Genomic DNA, 14879 nt, shown 5'->3' with positions numbered 1-14879 from the left:
ACTATTTTTCTCTGCCCAGTATTTCAAAAGCTGTTCTCACTTCTTCCCCATCTTCATCTACCAGGGTAATAGTATGCTTACCCGGAGCTGGATGCAACGCCAGCTGGTGAAATTCCGCCGTTGTGCCTACATAGTTATTATCCAGGTGCCAGAATATACGCGCCGCAGTATTGCGGTGGGTTGCGGTAAAGATGGTCTGGCCCGGCTGCCCGTCTATTTCCACCGGTACAAATATGCGCGCATTGGGCCGGGGATAGATCAGTTCCATGGGCGCTTTTTCCTGGTGCAGGGAGGCCAGGCATGCAGGCTTGTAAGGTGGCAAGGGCTGATAGTTGTTTTTTGCGCGATAGTAATATTCCATGGCGGGCGGCAGTACAAACCAGGGTTTATGCTGCATCAGCCGGGGCGATTCGCAATTGTCTGTCACTCTCCATTGCCCGCTGTGATCCAGGTGCACCAGCTGGTGATAGGGGCATACACCTGATCGTAATCCGGCGGCGGGTACCCATATTGAATCTTTATCCGGGCACAGTTCACTTGCACGATAGCCGCTTTGGCGGCATACCTCAATCTTTTTCAGTTTACTGTATGGCGTATTGAACCAGCCGCTTACAGGCAGCAGGCGGAATACATCAAACAGTACCGGCGCCGCGGTAGCTACTCCCAGGAGGCCGGGCCTGCCTTCTCCGTCCGCATTGCCTACCCAAACGCCTACTACGTATTGCGGGGTAACGCCAATGGCCCAGCCGTCGCGGAAGCCAAAGCTGGTGCCTGTTTTCCAGGCAATGCGCTGGGATGATGAGAACTGCTGCCACAGCAGCTCTTCCCCGGGACGCATTACTTCCTGCATCGCCTGGAAGGTTTGCCAGATGGCGCCTGCATCCAGTACGCCTGCCGTAGTGGGGGCGTGTTCGGTGCTTTGCCGGGTATCCTTCCGGTAGTTGGGTGCATGGATATCGTCGCGGTCATATTTACCCTGGTACTGGTCAAGGTGCAGTAAGGTCCTGGCCATACTGGCATACATGCCGGTCAGCTCCCAGAGCGTGGTTTCGCCGCCTCCCAGGATCATGGAAAGGCCATAGTGATCTGCAGGGCGCTTAAGGGTGGTGATGCCCATTTGCCGCAGCAGTGCATGAAAACGCTCGTAGCGGTAATCACGCAGCATACGTACCGCGGGGATATTCAGGGAGCGCGCCAGCGCGCGGGAGGCAGGTACGGCGCCATCAAAGCCCAGGTCAAAGTTCTGTGGGGAATAACCGGCAATCTGGGTCGGAATGTCTGGTACCAGGGTATTGGGCAGTATCAGCCCGTCCTGCATCATGGCAGCGTACAGCAATGGTTTCAGTGTGCTGCCGGGACTGCGGGGCGCCTGGATGATATCCACATGGCTTTCCAGTTCGGGATCAGCGGGATCGTATACATTGCCTACATAGGCAAGCGTGTTGCCGGTTTCAGCGTCGAGCACCAGGGCAGCCGCATTATTGATGCCGTTGGCTTTGTACTGCTGGTGATAACGTTCAATAATACCGGTCACATTTTTTTGCAGTGCGGCATCTACGGTAGTGCGGATGCGGGTAGCGCCTGACTGACGTTGCTGCTGGTAATCCAGTTTGAAACGGTCCAGCAGGTGGGGCGCCCACTGCGGCAGGGGCAGGGGCTGATCCGGCAGGGGTTCCAGTTTAGCCAGGCTGCAGGTGGTGCTGTCTATGTGGTGCTGTTGATATAATTTGTCCAGCAGCTGGTCGCGCTTAGCTGCCAGGATACGGCGGTTCCTGCCGGGGTGCACCAATGCGGGGCTGTTGGGTAATACCGCCAGGGCGGCCGTCTCTCCCCAGGATAGCTGGCCGGCGCTGCGGCCATAGTAGCGCCAGGCAGCGGCTTCCAGGCCCACTACATTGCCGCCAAAAGGCGCGTTGCCCGCATATAAAGCCAGTATCTCCTTTTTAGAACAGGCAAATTCAAGGCGGGTGGCCAGCACGGCTTCCACCAGTTTTTGCCACAGGTTGCGCGGTTTGTTGCGCGACAGGCGTATTACCTGCATGGTAAGCGTGCTGCCGCCGCTCACCACTTTATGACGGCCTATATTCTGCCTGATGGCCCTTGCCAGTGCAATGGGATCTACCCCCCAGTGATAGTAAAAGCGTTTATCCTCATAGGTGGTGATGCAGCGTGCAAATTTCTCAGGCACATCGCTGTTCAGGGGAAACCGCCATTGGCCGTCTGTTGCTATAGCGGCACTCAGCAGGTCTCCGCTGTTGTCTTCTATGACAAATGAGGTAGGGGTATCAAACAGTTTTGAAGGCAGGATAAAATAGTAGCACAGGAGCAGCAGGGCTGCTCCTGTTAACCACCATTTTTTACGTAATATCCAAAGCCGGATCCTCGTCATTTTCAATGCACACTATTATTTATTTCACGATCTCCACCCATTTACCCGGTACAAAGTCGTGAATGCTGTTATTATACATGGCTTCGCACGAAGTAGCCGGCAAATAATAGCGGCCCAGGTAAGCTGCGTTCAGCAGCACATTATAGGTATGGGTTTTACGTTCTTCCAGGTTAAAATAGGTGTATACCCTGTCATCACGTATATCCATATACGTGAATGGCGATTGTGAAAAGGCGCTGTCAGTTTCCAGCAGGCGGGTATTCAGTATTTCCCAGCCGGAGGGGAAGATCTGGCTCAGCGCCATTTGTTCATAATAACCACGTTTGCCGGGATTGTGAATGGTAACGGTGGCCATAAAGTCCGATCCCTGTTGCAGGGTGGCCGGATCCAGCGGTTTGCCGTTACGGGTGCTGTATTTCACCTGTACATCCAGGATCTCCGGTTGATGGCTGGGTACAGGTTCCTGTCCTGCATCCGGTTGTCCCTGAAGGATGAGGCGCACATACAATATGTTCTGCCCCTTGTTCTGCAGTGTTAAGCTGCCGTTGGAAGTGTTGAAGTTCACCGGCAGCTGTGTAACATAGGAGTTGCCGTTTACAGTGCCTTTGCTGCCATTGAGCTCATAAGTGAAATTCATTTTGCTGCCGCCGCTGTTATTGCCGCAGAATTTTGCGATAGCGATCAGCGCATAGGCAGTGGTCTGCGTGCTGTACCAGGTTTCCTGCGACAGCTGTGCTGCAATCTGTTTGACCAGCTCATTTGCTTTATTGCGCTGGCCCAGCACGGTGAGGGTTTCCAGTATCATGGCCTTGTCGCGCAGGTCAGAACCAAAAGTGCCGCCCAGCTGGTTGTAGGCTTTTACGTCTGTACCCAGGCTGCTCACCAGTGAATTGGCCACCTCCGGTTGTCCGCTGAGGCGATAGGCTGCAGCCAGCCGCCATTTGGCGGCAGGAGAGATATAGGTAAATTCCTTCAGCCGGTTCATGGCGCCCAGCTCGGGAACTTTGGCCAGTGCAAGAAGATACAGGCGATAGGATTGTATCAGGTCGCCGCCGTAGAAGTTATATGAATTCGGTGCCCAGGTCGCCGCTTTATTGCGTTGGTATTTCTTCCACTGGTCCAGTAGGCCTGCAGGCAGGGCGTAGCCTTTGGCCTGTGCTTCCAGCAGGAAGTGCCCGGCGTAATTGGTGCCCCATTCGTCTGACTGTCCGCCGCCCGGCCAGTAACTGAAACCGCCGTCTGAAGCCTGGAAACCTTTTATACGGTTAATGCCTGCTTTGATGTTGCGATCTATCTCAGCCTGCTGAGAGGATTTTAGATCTGTTAACTGGCCCAGCGACAGCTGCGGGAACACGGAAGACGTAGTTTGTTCTATACAGCCGTGCGGGTATTCTATCAGGTAACGGAGGCGTTTGGCCAGGTTCAGTGAGGGGATGGTAGATATTTCCAGTGTGCCAGTGTTGGTGCCCGTCATACCCACCGGACTGAAAGCAGTGCTCCAGCTGGAGTTTGCTTCCAGTGTTTTTTCCTGTATAGTGGTAAGTACCGGGTTAGGGTTGCGCACCTGCACTTCTGTAGCCTCTTCTGCTTTTTCACTGCCGCTGGTGGCGGTTACTTTTACTTTTGCAATACCAACCTGCGGTTTTACACGTACGTCAAAATATACCAGTTGTTCGCCGGGTTGGGAGAAGGTAACGGTTTTGGTACGTTCACCCACTACTTCCAGCAGGCCGTTCGTTGAAAGGGTAACGTTTGCCCTGCGGATGTTGCTTTCCAGTCCAAATACCGTCACCGGCAATTGTATGGTCTCAGAAGGGCCCAGTACACGGGGTAGTGTGGTGAGCAGCATCAAAGGCTTTTTCACGGCGGCAATTTTCTCTGCGGCGCCGTAAGCGCCTTCGTAGCCAGCTACCACCATGGCCTTTACAGCGCCGATGTAGGGAGGCAGTTTAAATTTATGTGTTTGTTCATCTCCTTTTTTCAGGTAGAAGGGCCCCATGTATTTCACTACCGGTTTAAAGCGGTTGGCCTTGGCATTACCGGCATTCCTGTCCAGTCCTTCATCACCACCGATGCTGAGTATGCGGTCCATATCTGCGCCCCAGGCGCCTATTACATAATCAAAAAGGTCCCAGGTTTTAACGCCCAGCGCTTCTCTTGCGTAGAAAGACTTGTGCGGGTCAGGGGTTTTAAAACGGGTCAGGTCCAGCAGGCCCTCATCTACCAAGGCGATCGTGTAGGTCATGGCTTTACCTTTCGCTTCTGAAACGGTAATGCTGGCTTCCTGTTCGGGTCTGAGGGTAGCGGGCATGTTGATCACCGGCTGCAGAATGGTCTGCTGATCCTCTATAGCTACGGGTATGGTGCCATACATACGGATGGGCAGATCGTTCGCGGTTTGTGCGTGCGGCTGCAGCAGGCTAACGTTCACGTATATATTAGGCGCCATGTTCTTTTCTGCCTTGAACCGGAAAGTGGTCTGGCCCTTTTTGGTCTCGATCCATTCTGTTTTCAGCACCCGGCTGCCGGATTCAACGCTTACCAGTCCGCGGCCGCCTTCGCTGCTGGGGATGGTCAGGGTAATATCTTCTCCAACATTGTACCTGGTTTTATCAGAGGTGAATACCAGCATGGCTGCTTCTGCCGGGTTCTCTTTCTGCATGCGTTCTGCCCATCCCGGCCAGTCGATGTATACTGCCTGTCCGGCGGTATGGCCGCTTTTCATGTCTTTTACCCTTACCAGGTAGCGGCCCCAGTCGGGGTAGCGCACCATCAGGTTCCAGCTGCCTTTACCGTTATGCAGGGTGATGGTTTCTTTCTGCAGCAGCTGGTTATAGCTGTCCTGTGTGAAATTGCTGAAGTCATCGCCTGCGCCGTCATCCCACCACCAGCGCCAGCGTATCTTATACAGTTCTACCTGTACTTCCCGGTCGCCGGAAAGTACATTTCCCTGTTCATCTACGTTTACGATGCTTACCGCATGCGGTTTGTCTGTAAGCAGCATACCGGTAAGGCGGTCGCCATCCGGAATGCGCAGCCCTGCATAAGTGGCAAAGGGATTATAAGGCATAGAGAAATGATCTATGCTGAAGTCGCCCCCCGGTTCAAATACCTTTATTTCGAAATTGGCTTTCAGCTGGCCCGGGGCCAGTTTACCCAGGGGCAGGTCTGTATTTACCGATGCGCTGCCGTTGTCATTCAGCGGGCCTTCAAACAGCGTTTTGTCTTCCGTTTCAAAATGTGTTACCGGATCATCAAAACTATAATCCGCAAATTTGGGAAAGCGGGTGGTTTGTGAGCTGAGGGCAACATCTACTTTAGCTTTCAGGTTACGCCCGGCAGCGCCGAACAACCATTGGGCAGAGAGCGTACCTGCTACGGGCGCCTTTTTGGACAGAGCGCCTTTATCAAAGTCCAGCTTTATTTTTAAGCGGTTGGGTTTTACGGTTTCTATTTTCAGGTTCTTCTGGAACACGGCGCCCCCCACTTTTACTTTAGCGCTCCAGTTACCGGTGGGATCTTCAGCCGCAGTGGCGGTAGAGAAATTGTAAAAACCGTTCACTGACTGGTGCTGCGCTATCCGTTTGTATAGCTGTCCTTTAGGGTTGTACAGCTCCAGTGTCACGGGATGGTTTTCGGGCAGCTTTTTTTCTTTGTCTTCCAGGATGAATGTCAGGAAAAGTGAGTCGCCGGGCCGCCATACACCACGTTCACCGTAGAGGAATCCTTTAATGCCGTTTTGCACTTCTTCTCCTTTCACATCGAAACGGCTAAGGGGCAGGGAGCTGCCATCGTCCAGTTTAAGATATCCCCGCTCGTCGTCTTTTTTAGCGATCAGCAGCCAGGGTTTGCGTTTCAGCTCAAAGGTGGCCAGGCCGTCCCCATCGCTTTTGGTTTTGAAGATCACCTGTTGCTGGTAATCCAGTAATTCCAGTTCCACGCCCATCATTGGTTTGGTATCGCGGATGTCTGTTACGGCGATCACCATACTGTTATCATTGCCTCTTTTGGCGGTAAGGCCGATATTGGACGTAATGATATTACGGGAGGCCCATTTTTCTTTGTTGTAGTACGAATTAGAGCAGGGATCTGTGCGTTCATCCCAGTTATAGCCATAAGGGTAGTAGCTGTCATACCTTTGCCAGAAGCCGTCGTCCTCATCTATCTGTTCGCCGTAGTAGCGTTGTTCTTCTTCACCGTCTTCCTCACCTTCATTGTTACTGCCTTCTCCGGCGTTTTCTTCGCTATGGCAGGTTTGCAGTGCATATGATTTGCGGAAACCAAGGGTTACGCGGTAAATGGCGCCTGGTTCCGTACGCAGCATCTTTTCAAGATCCAGGAAAAACCGGTTGCGTTTATGCAGGTTAAGGGATTTATCCATATCCAGGCGGATGGTCTTTTCCACAACGGGTTTGCCCACCCTGCGCAGTTCCTGCTCACCGTTCAGGTTATTGGTCTGCAGGTATTGCGGGATATTGCTTTCATATATTTTGATGATGGTTACATCCACGGCTTTAAGGTTCACCGCTTCAAAGGGCATGGCCAGTTTATTGCTCTGGGGCAGTATCACACCGTTGCCGGGGATGCTGACAGAGGGCAGCGTGTTCTCAAAATCCACATTGGCAGAAAAGGTTTTACCCAGGCGTACATCCATGATATTGATAACGCCTTCATTCACGGTAACCGAGTAATTACCTTCCAGTCGGGTAGGCGCAAATACTTTTACTTCGCTGCCTTCGATGGTATAGCGTAAGTCGCCTTGTCCGCTGATACCTATCAACCCGTCCAGTTGCTGTGCCACGCTCACAGGATTGGAGAACTGCACCAGCACGTATTGTTCGGGGTCTGATACCGCCCGTATGTCCATTACTTTAAAATCCCCCACAGCGGGTACCTCTATTGTTTTTTTACCGCTGAGATCCACTTTCAAAGGGGCGCCGTCCCAGCTCAGTTCCAGTTTGCCGGCAGTTTTGGTAAGCACAATGTTGGCAATGCTGAATTTAGACGTTCTTGCTGCGGGATTATGCTGCCAGGTAATGGGCAGGGCTTTACCGTTATAACTGTTGCGCAGCAGTTTTTCTATCTGCTGCGGGTTTTCCACATCAGCGGTCTGTATCATACCGGTGAGCACCATGCGATCCATGGTGGAATTGTCTGCGGTTTTCAGGCCAAAATCCTCTACGGAGAAAGATGGGCTCATCACCTTAAACTCAAAGTCAAAGGAGGAGAGATCGCCGGGCACCTTCATCACCTTGGAGAGGCGGAAACTGGATTTATACGTTTTACCCGGCTGCAGGTTTTCATCCGGCCGGAACTCAATAGTGGTGGCATCAATCCAGTAGGCCTTTCCTTTGATGTCAGGACTGAAATTGAAAATGTTGGTTTCCAGTGGTTCGTTCTGGGTATGTGTAACATTCACATTGCCGGCCAGCTGTACGCGTATAGTGCTTTGTTTGGAGATCACTCCGGCTGTATAAGCTGCTACATACTGCGCCAGGGCCGGGTTCATGACTTTTTTAGCCTGCTTGCATGAATTTGATAGCAATAGGAATAACAGGCAGGTAAAAGCGGCTGTCACCGCATACTTGGGTTTGGGATACATTCTCTTGTGCACGTTTAGGTGATACATAAAGGTAATGTAAAATATATAAAAAAGCCTTACGCATTGTACAGCAACACAATGCGTAAGGCGGAATGACTTAAGGGTAAAAGGGTTAGAGCGGCGCCACTACCGCAGCAGGTGGCAGATCATTACCGTTGCTGCAATGATCCCAGGTGTTCCGCAGCTGATCATAGACAATAACAATGATCTTTTCTTTTTCTGCATTGCTGATCTCTCCGTTCTTTACCTTGCGGTAGTAGGTAGGCAGGCTCCAGTTGCATTCTTCACAGATACGTTGCTTCACGGTTTGCTGCAGCTCCATTAACTGGTAATGGATGTGCTGTAAAGGGTTAAAGGATAAATTGTTCATGGTTTGGTTTTTTTACCGGTTAACAAAAGGATTGAACTTAATAAGAAACCCAGGCTACGCCTGGTAATGACGCAACCTGGGTTAGTTAACAGCAATATATAACAGATGTACTGAGAAAAGGTTTATAAAAAAGGTAGAAATAACAAAAAAAGATGACACGGCCCTACGTTTTGCTCTCACGGCATTTCAGGAAGGCACCACTTTCCCTTTCTCCAGCTTCAGTACTTTCGTAACGGCGGCGGGTATTTCTTCCTGGTAGTGCGTAACAAAAATGAGACTGAATTCCATCACCGCACAAAGCGTATCTATCACGCTTTTGAAATGTTGTTTCTGTTGTGCATCAAGTCCCTGGCAAGGCTCATCGAAAATAAGCAGGGGCGGATCTTTTACCAGGGCGCGGGCCAGCAGGGCAAGTCTTTGTACACTTTCGGGCACCTGTTTAAAAGGCTGGGCACTGTAGCTGTCAATGCCCAGTATCTCCATCCATCCCGCAGCATGTTCCGTTTGTTCAGGGCTGGCAGTACGGGATTGCCCCAGTATATCGTGAAAGCCCGAGCACACTACCTGCAGGCAGTTATTACCTGCCGGGAAATATTGATGCAGCTCAGGAGACACAAAGCCTATTTTACGTTTGATATCCCATATGCTTTCACCGGTACCGCGTTTGCGGTCAAACAGGTAGATCTCGTTGGCATACGCCTGCGGATTATCGCCGTTAATGAGGCTTAGCAGCGTTGATTTGCCGGCTCCGTTGGGTCCCAGCAGCGCCCACTTTTCATTGGTGCGTACCGTCCAGTTAATATCATCCAGTATTACATTTTCTCCATACTGCACCCTTACCTGTTCCATGCGCACCATCGTATCAAAGGGGCGGGGAGCCGGCTTGATGAATGCACGCAGCTTTTCTGCATCAATGGCCGGAGCAGCCGGGATGGCTGTAGCCGGAACAGCAGCGCGCAGGAACGCTTCACGTGTGTGCTTACCGGTAATAGCGCCCTTATCCAGCGTAAGCACGTGGGTAATATTAGCGGGTATCTCATCAGGGCTTGTTACCAGCAATACAGTAATGCCGGTGTTGATGATCTGGTTCACCATCTCCATAAAGTGCTGGCGTGTTTGCACGTCTATACCGCTGAAGGGATTATCCAGCATCAGCAGCACGGGTTTTTGCAACAGGGCTTTGGCGATCATTACGCGGCGCGTTTCCCCGTTCGAGAGCTTGATCAGCTCTTTTCCCATTAAAGGGCCTATGCGCAATGGCGCCAGCAGCGGGTCTTCCTGCGGAGGTACGCCATTGTCACCATACAGGTGCTGCTGTACGGTAGGCGCATCAGCCGCGTCCATGCTGTTGAAGCGCTGCTGGTAATAGAAATCCGTTGTATTGCTGCGGTTCCTGAAATCGTGGTGGTGCGCTACCAGCGCCAGCAGGTTGCGGTAGTTGAAATAAGGATCGCTGACAGTATGGGTTTGCCTGTGCTGATCATAAAAATGGTAATGAATGCCCCCGTTGATCACATTGAACTTACCGGCAATAGTGTTCAGCAGCGCTGTCTTACCGGAGCCGCTGTTGCCTGTAATGGCCCATTGTTCGCCTTTTTTCAGTTCCCAATCCAGGCCGGTGAATAAGGTTTTATCCAGGTAGCGTACAGTTATATGTTCCAGAGAAAGGAATGGAACGGCATTTTCACTCATGATCAATGATGGTTGCATGGTTATAAAGCCCATAAATTTATGAAAGCTTTGCACTAGTTTTATAGCAAATATTCATTATCCCTGAAAAAGCTGAAGTATCATGACCTGGGTAGAAAAAACGTTTGAAGAACTGACCACTGCCGAATTATACAGCCTCCTGCATTTACGGGCCGAAGTGTTTGTAGTGGAGCAGCAATGCCCTTACCAGGATGTGGATTTTGCAGACCAGCATGCCGTTCATATAATGGGATATGATGATCAGCAGCAGCTGGCTGCTTATGCGCGCATATTTGCCCCCGGTATCTACTCACGCGGCATGCAATATAACAAGGCTTCTATTGGCCGGGTGATCACTTCAAAAGCGGCCCGCGGACAAGGCGCGGGAAAAGAACTGATGCAAAAGGCCATTGCTGCAGTAGAAACACGATTTGGCAAACAGCCCATCAAAATAAGCGCACAGCAGTACCTCACAAAGTTCTATCAATCCTTTGGCTTTCGTCAAACCAGTGATATGTACCTGGAAGATAATATCCCGCATATAGAGATGATACGGGAATAGTTGCCGGTTACCGCCTGGGCGGAGGGTTCTCCTGTTTCCGGCGCTCGCGTACCCTGAGGTTGCCCAGAGGAATAGAGTAAGATACCGTGTATTGCCAGTCAAACTGCGAACCTTTGGTACCGCTGCCAAAGCCCGGTATTACAATAGGCGGAAAAGGGCCATCCCGGTCAGGCCCGCTGACCATGATCTTCTCCCGGATGTTCCATCCCAGGAAAAAATTCTTCAGCACTTCTGCCTTGATGCCTATCAGCAATTCTACCCAATGGGCATTAACACTGGTTTTGGGAAAACTGCCCGGCACCCGGTCGCCCCAGTAATTGTCGTAAATAGTATAGGTTGGCGCCTCATAATTTAGATAGGCAAAGCCATAACGCAGGCCTCCATAAAAAAGAAAGCGTTCCTTCGTATCCTGTTTTTTCAGGAAATTATTGTCAACGCCTATGGTGATAAAGGCGCCATTTCCCTTATAGGTATAATTGCTGTCACTATGAGAGGTAGTATGCCAACCTGCTTCTGCTGCTGCATACAGGTTCTTTTTCAGGCGATAGTCTGCCGATACAGATACGTCCGTTCTGTAAGGTTGAAAAGCTTTAACGGCAATACGGCTGAGATCAACACCCAGCCTGAGGCCCTGCGGTACATAATAGAAACTGTCCGGTAATACAGGCGCATGCGCTTTGCCAACGTGCTTTCTGACCACACTGTCTTTGCTGACCGCCACGCTGTCCGTTCTGGGCGCAACGCTGTCTGTTTTGGGAGCAGCCGGTTTCACCTGGGCTGCCGCCGCGGTTACCAGGATGCTAAATCCCAAAGTAAAGAGTAATATGCGCTGTATCATTTAGGGTGGACGTTATTTCGCTTTGATTAACGATAAATGACTGAATGGTATGCCTGGTGCTGATCACCGTATCCAATGAAAAGAAAGTGGAAAAGCCACAACCAGGAGAGATGAAATTGGGCCTCCTGGTATACCGGAAGATCAGTGTATCCGGTACAGTGGTGTTGGAGGTATCCACTTTCAGGTAAAAACGGCTGCTGTCTGCCACCGGCGAGAGCGACAGGAACACGGAAGATACCGCCTGTTTACGGTAAATACTGTCCCTGTTCAGTGCATATAGCGTTACCGCCGGCATGGTGGTATCCCGGATAATCCCCGAGCTGTCCCGTTTAAAACGGATCCTCATATCAGTAGCAGATGCCTGGTCGCACACCTTGGTTTCATCACTGCAGGCCATTACCGTCACCAGTGCAACCACTGCTAATATTATAAACTGTTTCATAATCAGGCTGCAATTAACAACAATATCAATAATTAATAATGAATAATTAATAGTTGCGGAACTGGTGTACCGCCCGGGCATTGTGCACGGTGCATTATTAAATATTCATTATTAATTATTGAGCTCTTTTTTCAGGAAGCGTGCAGTATGACTGCCTTTGCAATTGCTTACCTCTTCCGGTGTGCCGGTGCAAAGGATAGTGCCTCCGCCAGCGCCGCCTTCAGGGCCCAGGTCTATAATGTGGTCGGCCATTTTAATAACATCCAGGTTATGTTCTATCACCAGTATGGTATTGCCCCTGTCTACCAGCTTATTCAGTACATTCAGCAGCAGCTGTATATCCTGGAAGTGCAGGCCGGTGGTAGGCTCGTCCAGTATATAAATGGTTTTGCCGGTATCTTTTTTAGACAGTTCCGTAGCCAGTTTTACACGCTGGGCTTCACCACCCGAAAGGGTAACGGCAGATTGCCCCAGCGTGATATACCCCAGGCCTACATCCTGCAGGGTTTTGATCTTGCGGTAAATGTAGTTTACAGGCTGGAAGAACTCCACCGCTTCATCTACCGTCATATCCAGCACATCTGAAATGGATTTTCCTTTATACCGTATTTCAAGGGTTTCGCGGTTGTAGCGGCGACCGTTACATTTTTCACAGTGCACATATACATCGGGCAGGAAATTCATCTCGATCACGCGCATGCCGCCGCCTTCACAAACATCGCAGCGGCCGCTTTTTACGTTAAAGGAGAAACGGCCTGCATTGTAGCCCCTGATCTTGGCCTCCGGTACCTGTGAGAACAGCTGGCGGATATCCGTAAAGAAACCGCAGTAGGTGGCCGGGTTGCTGCGCGGCGTACGGCCTATGGGCGACTGATCTATCTCTATCACCTTATCGATATTTTCCAGGCCTTTAATGCTCTTGTAGGGCATAGGCACCAGCTTGGAATCGTAGGCGTGTTTAGACAGGATAGGGTACAGCGTTTCATTGATCAGGGTAGATTTACCACTGCCGGAAACACCTGTCACACAAATAAAAGTGCCCAGGGGCAGCTTTACGCTTACATTTTTCAGGTTATTGCCGCTGGCGCCTTTCAGCTCCAGGAACTTTCCATTGCCTTTGCGCCTTTCTGCGGGGATACCGATACCCCGCGTACCGGCCAGGTAACCTGCCGTGGGCGTATCCAGCTTAAGCACCTGCTGCGGGGTGCCCTGTGCAATGATCCGGCCGCCGTGCACGCCTGCACCGGGGCCTATATCTACCAGGTGGTCTGCATGCAGCATAATGTCTTTATCATGCTCTACCACTATGACGGTATTGCCCATTTCCCGCAGGTGCTGCAGCGCTTCTATCAGCTGCATATTATCCCGCTGATGCAGGCCTATACTGGGTTCGTCCAGGATATAGGTGATGCCCATCAGCTGGGAGCCTATCTGGGTAGCCAGGCGGATACGCTGAGATTCGCCGCCGCTCAGCGTACGGGTAGGGCGGTTCAGGGTAAGGTAGCTTAAACCTACATTGAGCAGGAATTGCAGCCTTTCCCGGATCTCTTTCAGAATATCTTTGGCAATTACATTCTGTTTGTTGTCCAGCCGCTTCTCAATGTCCCGGAACCAGTCTCCCAGTTTATCCAGGTCCATCTCTCCCAGCGCTGAGATATTCTTCTCATCTACCTTGAAGAAAAGGCTTTCCTTTTTCAGGCGGGCGCCATTACATTCCGGGCAGGTGCTGAGCTGCATAAAACCTTCCGCCCAGTTGCGCACGTAGTCGGAAGAGGTGTCATTAAAATAGCGGCGCACCATGTTCACCACGCCTTCATAGTCGGTCGCGTAGCCGTTGCCGCCATTTCCGTCAAACTCCATATCAACTTCCAGCTTGCCATTTTCGTCGCCAAACAGCAGCACGTTCATTGCCTTCTGGGGAATATCAGAGATAGGCGCGCTGAGGGAGAATTTATATTTACGGGCCAGCTGCTGCACCTGTTTAAAGGTAAAGGTGTCGCGGGCTTCACCCAGGGGGGCCAGTCCGCCGTCGTTGATAGACACGCTGTAGTCTGGTATGACCTCGTCCATATTGATCTGGTAGATGGTGCCCAGGCCTTTGCAGCGGGGGCAGGCGCCGTAGGGAGAGTTAAAGGAGAAGGTGTTGGGAGAAGGCTCCTCGTAAGAAAGACCGGTGTCTTCACACATCAGCTGCTTACTGTACTGGCTAACCTTCTGGGTATCATTGTCCATTACGAACATCAGCCCTTTTCCCATCTGCAGCGCTTTCTGCACACTCTGGCTGATGCGGGCGCGGGCGTCCTCCTGCACCTGTATGCGGTCTATCACCAGTTCTATTTCATGGATCTTATAGCGATCCACCTGCATACGTTCTTTCAGGTCCTGTATTTCCCCATCTACCCGTACCTTGAGGTAGCCCTGTTTGCGTACCTGCTCAAACAGCTCGCGGTAATGGCCTTTACGGCCGCGTACCAGTGGAGCCAGGATATTCAGTTTACGCTTCGGGTAGTTCTTGAACAGGTGTGCCAATATCTCTTCTTCCGAGAAACGGGTCATCCGTTTGCCGGTATTGTAGGAGTAAGCTACGCCGATACGTGCGTACAGCAGGCGCAGAAAATCATAGATCTCCGTGATGGTGCCTACAGTAGAGCGCGGGTTCTTATTGGTGGTTTTCTGTTCTATGGAAATAACCGGCGACAGGCCGGTGATCTTGTCAACATCAGGCCTTTCCATATCGCCGATAAACTGGCGCGCGTAGGCCGAAAAGCTCTCCATATAGCGCCGCTGCCCTTCTGCATAAATGGTATCAAAAGCCAGGGAAGATTTTCCGCTGCCGCTGATACCGGTTATCACCACCAGCTTGTTCTTGGGCAACTGCAGGTCCAGGTTCTTCAGGTTATGCTCCCGGGCGCCAAACACTGCAATATTGTCATCTGCAGCTACAGGCACGGCAGGAACCGTTGCATTCTTCTTTTTTGACATAAGCT

8 protein-coding genes are annotated in these 14879 nt (G+C 51.3%); 1 reads left to right on the top strand and 7 read right to left on the bottom strand.

The genetic code is table 11. The features are described 5' to 3' along the window. Window position 1 precedes the first annotated feature (1 nt). The 4 genes from pbpC to Q0577_RS11305 form a co-directional block, all read right to left on the bottom strand. Window positions 2-2389 (bottom strand): penicillin-binding protein 1C, encoded by a 2388-nt coding sequence (gene pbpC / locus Q0577_RS11320; protein WP_298736179.1) that lies wholly within the window; start codon window positions 2387-2389, stop codon window positions 2-4. A gap of 19 nt (window positions 2390-2408) precedes the next feature. Beyond that, window positions 2409-8018 (bottom strand): MG2 domain-containing protein, encoded by a 5610-nt coding sequence (locus tag Q0577_RS11315; protein ID WP_298736176.1) that lies wholly within the window; start codon window positions 8016-8018, stop codon window positions 2409-2411. A gap of 85 nt (window positions 8019-8103) precedes the next feature. Then, window positions 8104-8361 carry a hypothetical protein gene (locus tag Q0577_RS11310; protein WP_298736174.1) on the bottom strand — a complete coding sequence of 86 codons (258 nt, stop codon included), beginning with the start codon at window positions 8359-8361 and terminating at the stop codon, window positions 8104-8106. Window positions 8362-8547: 186 nt separating this feature from the next. Then, on the bottom strand, window positions 8548-10071 hold the full coding sequence (locus tag Q0577_RS11305; RefSeq protein WP_298736171.1) for an ATP-binding cassette domain-containing protein: 1524 nt from the start codon (window positions 10069-10071) through the stop codon (window positions 8548-8550). 82 nt (window positions 10072-10153) lie between these two features. Here Q0577_RS11305 and Q0577_RS11300 point away from each other — a divergent pair, with 82 nt between their 5' ends. Beyond that, window positions 10154-10612 carry a GNAT family N-acetyltransferase gene (locus tag Q0577_RS11300; protein WP_298736168.1) on the top strand — a complete coding sequence of 153 codons (459 nt, stop codon included), beginning with the start codon at window positions 10154-10156 and terminating at the stop codon, window positions 10610-10612. 7 nt (window positions 10613-10619) lie between these two features. On the opposite strand, the gene Q0577_RS11295 is transcribed toward Q0577_RS11300, so the two are convergent. From Q0577_RS11295 to uvrA, 3 genes are all read right to left on the bottom strand, one after another. Further along, entirely contained in the window at window positions 10620-11450 is an 831-nt protein-coding gene (locus Q0577_RS11295) for a DUF6048 family protein (RefSeq protein ID WP_298736166.1), read from the bottom strand. Continuing rightward, window positions 11413-11892, bottom strand: coding sequence for a DUF6452 family protein (locus Q0577_RS11290; protein WP_298736164.1), 480 nt, complete (start codon window positions 11890-11892; stop codon window positions 11413-11415). Before Q0577_RS11290 ends, Q0577_RS11295 begins: the two co-directional genes overlap by 38 nt. Window positions 11893-12003: 111 nt before the next feature. Further along, window positions 12004-14874, bottom strand: coding sequence for an excinuclease ABC subunit UvrA (uvrA, locus tag Q0577_RS11285; RefSeq protein ID WP_298736162.1), 2871 nt, complete (start codon window positions 14872-14874; stop codon window positions 12004-12006). Window positions 14875-14879: the final 5 nt, after the last annotated feature.

Source organism: uncultured Chitinophaga sp., from assembly GCF_937898475.1.
Lineage (GTDB): Bacteria > Bacteroidota > Bacteroidia > Chitinophagales > Chitinophagaceae > Chitinophaga.
This window is presented reverse-complemented; position numbering and strand designations above follow the sequence as displayed.

Excerpts from the sequence above, each read along its gene's own strand:
- Q0577_RS11290 (WP_298736164.1), bottom strand. The coding sequence starts at position 11,892 with ATGAAACAGTTTATAATATTAGCAGTGGTTGCACTGGTGACGGTAATG.
- Q0577_RS11300 (WP_298736168.1), top strand. The coding sequence starts at position 10,154 with ATGACCTGGGTAGAAAAAACGTTTGAAGAACTGACCACTGCCGAATTA.
- Q0577_RS11295 (WP_298736166.1), bottom strand. The coding sequence starts at position 11,450 with ATGATACAGCGCATATTACTCTTTACTTTGGGATTTAGCATCCTGGTA.
- pbpC (WP_298736179.1), bottom strand. The coding sequence starts at position 2,389 with ATGACGAGGATCCGGCTTTGGATATTACGTAAAAAATGGTGGTTAACA.
- Q0577_RS11305 (WP_298736171.1), bottom strand. The coding sequence starts at position 10,071 with ATGCAACCATCATTGATCATGAGTGAAAATGCCGTTCCATTCCTTTCT.
- Q0577_RS11315 (WP_298736176.1), bottom strand. The coding sequence starts at position 8,018 with ATGTATCACCTAAACGTGCACAAGAGAATGTATCCCAAACCCAAGTAT.
- Q0577_RS11310 (WP_298736174.1), bottom strand. The coding sequence starts at position 8,361 with ATGAACAATTTATCCTTTAACCCTTTACAGCACATCCATTACCAGTTA.
- uvrA (WP_298736162.1), bottom strand. The coding sequence starts at position 14,874 with ATGTCAAAAAAGAAGAATGCAACGGTTCCTGCCGTGCCTGTAGCTGCA.